At 76.8% G+C, this 2,268-nt stretch carries 2 protein-coding genes; both read right to left on the bottom strand.

Annotation, left to right across the window (positions count from 1 at the left end; all coding sequences use genetic code 11):
• Positions 1 to 398 precede the first annotated feature (398 nt).
• Complete coding sequence (locus HW577_RS23935; RefSeq protein WP_198378607.1) at positions 399 to 857, bottom strand: META domain-containing protein; 459 nt, start codon at positions 855 to 857, stop codon at positions 399 to 401.
• Positions 858 to 939: 82 nt separating this feature from the next.
• Positions 940 to 2,268: MATE family efflux transporter (locus tag HW577_RS23930; RefSeq protein WP_332837800.1), on the bottom strand; the 1,329-nt coding region annotated here is incomplete at its 5' end.

Here is a 2,268-nt window from a genome sequence, read left to right as displayed (position 1 = left end):
CGGCGGCGCGGCACCGCGGCCAAGCAGGCGCGCGCCGCCTTCCAGCGCCCGCTTGAGAAGCCCGCCGGGCTGCGGCCCCCACGGGCGCGCATCGGCGACGGCCGGCGGCGGCTGGGCCTGCGCACTCATGCCGGCGGTACTCCGCGCGGGCGTTCCATGGAATCACCACTCCGTGAGATGTATCGCGCCTCCGAAAACCCTTGGAGTCAGCCTCAAGCGGGTGAAGGAAGCGTTGCCGCGGACATGATTTGCCGCAGACCGGCCCCGCGCAGGGCGCAGGCGTCGATGGCGCGCATGATCAACAGGCCGGCCGGCGGGGCCTCCGGTGGACGGGGGGACGACGCATTCCGCAAGGAAGCCTGGGGCGCGGCGGGGTGACCGGATCGGCCCGGCCCGCCTCAGCGCGCCAGGCGCAGCACCACTCCGCCGCCGGCATCCGTCAGCAGCAGGCGGCCATGCTCGATGCGCCAGCCGCGCACGTCGGCCATGGCGGCGAAGAAGCGCTGCTCCTGCTCCATCAGCGCGGGCGCGCAGGCCATGCGGGTCGCGGCCAGGGCGCCGAAGCGCAGCGCCGTGCCGTCCACCGCGTAGCCGCCGGTGAAGCGGTTGCAGCCGCCGCGACCGGCGGCGCGGCCGTCCGGCAGCAGGGCAAGTTCGACGCGCGCGCGATCGACCACGCCACGCCCGCCGATGTCCTCCGCCACCCAGGTCGCACCGAGCGGGCTGTCCTGCGACGCGATGCGGGACACCTCGGCCGGATCCGCGGCCGGCAGGTCGCGGGGACGGGACGGAGTTGCCTGGGCGAGGCCCGGAAGGATCAGGACCGCGGCGAGCGCCGCGCGACGGGTGGTGCGCATGGCGCGACGTTCCCGCCCGAAAGCGGCGCCGGCGGGGCAGCGACGATGCAGCGCCTGCACATCCGTCCTGCGCCGGCGCGGCTCACCCCCGGCCGGGCCAGACGGCGGGCCGCACCGCCGCCGCGCAGACCGCGCCATAGGCGGTGATGCCGAGTGCGACCGCGACGAACTGCCCCGTCAGTCCGAAGCCCATCGCATCGGCCAGCAGCCAGCCGCCGCCGACCGCGATCGTGATGCGGCTGAGCGCGGCGGCGACCGGCCAGGCCATGCGCCCCGCCCCCATCGCCGCGAAATACAACGCCATGCCGATGCCGAAGCCGGGCATGGCCCAGCCGATGATCGACAGCGCCTCGGTCGCCACGACCCGCACCGCGGGGTCGGCGGTGAAGGCGGCCGCCGTCGCCGCCGGGAACAGCGCGACCGGGATCGCGACCGCGCCCGTGACCGCAAGCGCGAGGCCCCCGCCTGTCCAGGCGATGGCCCGCGCCTCCGCCCAGTCCCCCGCGCCGACCGCGCGGCCGACCAGCGCCGTCAGCGCCGAGCCGACGCCGAAGGCGAGCGGGATCATCAGGAACTCCATCCGCGCCGAGATGCCGTAGCCCGCCACCGCCGCCGCCCCATGCCGCGCGATGGAGGCCGTGACCAGGATGGTGGCGAGGTTGGCGACCGTCGCCATGGCGCAGGCGACGAGGCCGACCGACAGGATCCGCTGGAACAGCACCGCCCGCAGCCCGCCGCGCAAGGACGGCACGAAGCCCGCGCCGCCGGCGAACACCACCGCGGCCATCACCGCCGCCGCGCCGCTCATGCTGACGGCGAAGGCAATGCCCGCGCCTGGCAGGCCCAGCCCCGCCGGTTCCATCAGCAGCCAGGCGAGGGGGGGGTAGGCGATCCAGCCCCCCACAACGCCGCGGGCGGCGAGCGCGTGCCGCCCGCCGCCGCGCAGGATCGAGGCGAGCGTGTTCGCGAGCCAGGCCGGCAGCGCCCCCGCGCCGAACATCCAGGCGCAATAGGCCGCGCCGGCCGCCGCGGCCTCCGCCCCCCCGATGACGCCGAGGATGGCGCGGGGAAACAGCGCGAGCGGCAGGGCGAAGAGCGCCGCCCCGGCACAGGCGATGACAAGCGCATGCGTCGCGAGCACCGCCGCATCGTCGCGCCGGCCGGCGCCGAGGGCGCGGGCGATCGCCGAGACGACCCCGCCGCCCATCGCCCCCGCGGACATCTGGCTCAGCAGCAGGGCAAAGGGCAGCACCACCGCCCAGCCGGCGAGCGCAGCCGTGCCCTGCCGCGCGGCGAGCCAGGGCTCGATGAGCTGCGCCGCCACCTGCGTCGCGGCGAGCAGCGTGGTCGGCGCGGCCAGGGCGAGGATGCGGCGCAGGCGCGCCCGCGTGCCGATCGGCGGGGCGAGGCC

Source organism: Neoroseomonas rubea, assembly GCF_016106015.1.
Classification (GTDB): domain Bacteria; phylum Pseudomonadota; class Alphaproteobacteria; order Acetobacterales; family Acetobacteraceae; genus Neoroseomonas; species Neoroseomonas rubea.
This window is presented reverse-complemented; position numbering and strand designations above follow the sequence as displayed.